We start from the raw sequence: 2,410 nt of genomic DNA on the forward strand, positions 1-2,410 counted from the left end.
CGAACTCGCCGCCGCCTAAGCTAGAACAACTGACCCGCATGGTGTTGAGAAACTCCACCACTCAGCGGGACGTGACCCCAGCGGGCAGTCCCGACTTCGCAATCTGCATCTGTTCGCTGTGGTGCGGCCGAAACGGCGCTGGCACAAATGCGCGAGCCAGTAGCAGAGCCTGGTCGACACCTTTCAGGGCCTCAGGCCTCATCACGAAAGCGAGGATGCTGCAGGTGAAGACATCAACAAGAAGCGAAACAGTAACCCGGCATTCCTTACCTTGTTCGTCAAGGGCGAGAACATCCATCTTCGTTGCGTCAATCTGGACATACTCCCCCGGGCGGGTGGCCGTAATCCCGCCGTAGGTGTGCTGCGGACTCCTCGCTCGTGAGCGCCGAGAAGTTGCTAACCCGAAGGTCTCCTTGCCTGCGGATAGCGTCTGCAAGTACCGGTAAACGGTCGATCTATGCGGAATTTCGACATCGTTTCCAAATTTTCGATGAAGCTCCCGTATGGCTTCGGAAACCACTTTTCCACGAGTGACTGTGGAGCGGTTTACCTGGTCATCGACAGCGATTTGGAGCGCCTCAACGACGCGTTCGTCGGCACGATTCAAAGGTCCTTCGCGTCGAAGGAGTCTCTTGTCCACGAGCCCAGCGAAGCCACAGGTCTCATATTCGTGAATCTTCCTTCGAATGGTTCGCGCGGACACGCGCAGGTCGAACGGCGGATCTGTGAGTTCACGCACTTTTGACTCAATGCGCCGATATTGCGGGTGCTTCGCAGGGTCATATCTGCCTCGGATCTTCTGGTTCGGCCCAGCCGAATATTTCCGCCCGTGAATCACCTCGAAAATGTGCTCGCGCCAAAACTCAGCGTCAGCGTTCGCACGCTCATTCATCGTCGCCACGGTCGATATGTCTCGCTCTGCAGATATCGGAACCGTTTTCACCGTCTCAAGTTGTCCGCGCATGAAGAGTTCAGTGACGTGAAGGTGACGATATCCACCCTTCTCCAGGTCCCGAAGGGTCAGCCGTGCGTTCGCAATCTCGACAACGAGGTAGCTGTTCCCGTCGAGCACGACCTCGCTACCCAGCGACACTTGCCTATGCATGGTGCACCAATTGGATGAGGTGGTCTTTCGATAGGGATCGTCCCAGGTCAGTCGTCAGGACCCGCCGCCAGAGAAGGTGATAGCTCCAGGCCATGATCATTGGCGGATTCGCAATGGGCATTGAAGTAATGACATCGCCGATTCGCGCAGGCTGCTCAAAGTGACGAAGCAGCTCAGTTTCTAATTCGGCCGGCGGGGCGTTTCTCGGGTGGCGATATCCTGCCAACCATTCGAGGTTGCGCTGGTACGTGTGGTCTATCCACGCAAAGACGTCGTAGTTCCAACCAATGCCTCTGCATACATCTCGCGTTTCGAGAAATGTGGCCTTCGCTTTGTCGTCGAGTCGGCTAACGGGCCGAACGTCTACAACGACCTGCGTGCCATCCCGCCGCACAAGGAAGAAGTCGGGCACATGGGTCGCTGGCGCGCGTTTACGTCCGAAATCGATTTGAAACGGCTGTGCTGAGATCCCGACGACGTCGCCGTCAAAGTCAAAGACCATTAGTGCTGTCTGCTCAAACCCTGACTCAAATTGAACATGTTGGGCTGACCCAGAAAACCAATACCACCCATGGAAGTTCCTTCTTCCCGGGTACTTCGTTCCGACGCGCCAGCTGGCGTTGGTTTGGAAGTGCTCGTGGAGGAGGTCGGGTGTGGACTTCGCCGCGTGAACTCGCTTGGCGGAGTCAAGCCAGCGTATCTCGGGTTTCCGCGGTTGCGTTGTGGGCCCGAGCCCCTGCTCCTCGGAAAGCCGAGCGCTGGCCACCAGCGAGTCTGCCATCAGGCCTCCCTCCGACTCTCAGCGAGATAGGGGAACATATGAGTACTCCTCACGTTTAATGTTCTACACCCAGCCAATTCCCTGAGGGCCCAGGGTTTCGGTGTGTCGCGCGCAAGCGGGGGCGACTTCTTGAGCAGGCCGCACCGACGCCCCTGAGTCGCACGCTGCAGAGCAAGTGGCGAGAACGACTCATTCGTATACGACGTCAGCAACAAGACTGCTTCGTGGGAGCTCCGATCCCCCTCCTGGACTGCCATCTCGCGACACGGAGTGCGCTGCCCATTGCGGCCATACTGTTCTTCAATCCAAGTATTCCGATCCGGAACAGAGGATTGAATCATGGTAATAATAATTACCAAGACCGAAAAGGTCAACCGCCAAGGATGGCCAGAACAACGGGTGTGGGTGGGCTCAGAAACGGCCGCAGCACTGTGATAGGAACCCAGATGAGTATTCGAGTCTCTGAGCCCCACCCGATCGTGCGGTTGAGCCCCACTGGTCGTGCGGAAGAGCACCAGTGGTGG

Annotated in this window: 2 protein-coding genes; both read right to left on the reverse strand. The window is 57.3% G+C overall.

Annotated elements, in window-relative coordinates; translation table 11 throughout:
- Positions 1-61 precede the first annotated feature (61 nt).
- Positions 62-1,105 carry a hypothetical protein gene (locus QN357_RS18570; RefSeq protein ID WP_323505348.1) on the reverse strand — a complete coding sequence of 348 codons (1,044 nt, stop codon included), beginning with the start codon at positions 1,103-1,105 and terminating at the stop codon, positions 62-64.
- A complete protein-coding gene (locus tag QN357_RS18575; protein WP_323505349.1) occupies positions 1,098-1,886 on the reverse strand; it encodes a TnsA-like heteromeric transposase endonuclease subunit in 789 nt (262 codons plus the stop codon). Before QN357_RS18575 ends, QN357_RS18570 begins: the two co-directional genes overlap by 8 nt.
- Positions 1,887-2,410: the final 524 nt, after the last annotated feature.

Origin of the sequence: Cryobacterium sp. RTC2.1, from assembly GCF_035018685.1 — a bacterium.
Classification (GTDB): Bacteria; Actinomycetota; Actinomycetes; order Actinomycetales; family Microbacteriaceae; genus Cryobacterium; species Cryobacterium glucosi.

What these genes read in the sequence shown, in the direction of transcription:
- QN357_RS18575 (WP_323505349.1), bottom strand. Translation starts at nt 1,886, where the DNA reads ATGGCAGACTCGCTGGTGGCCAGCGCTCGGCTTTCCGAGGAGCAGGGG.
- QN357_RS18570 (WP_323505348.1), bottom strand. Translation starts at nt 1,105, where the DNA reads ATGCATAGGCAAGTGTCGCTGGGTAGCGAGGTCGTGCTCGACGGGAAC.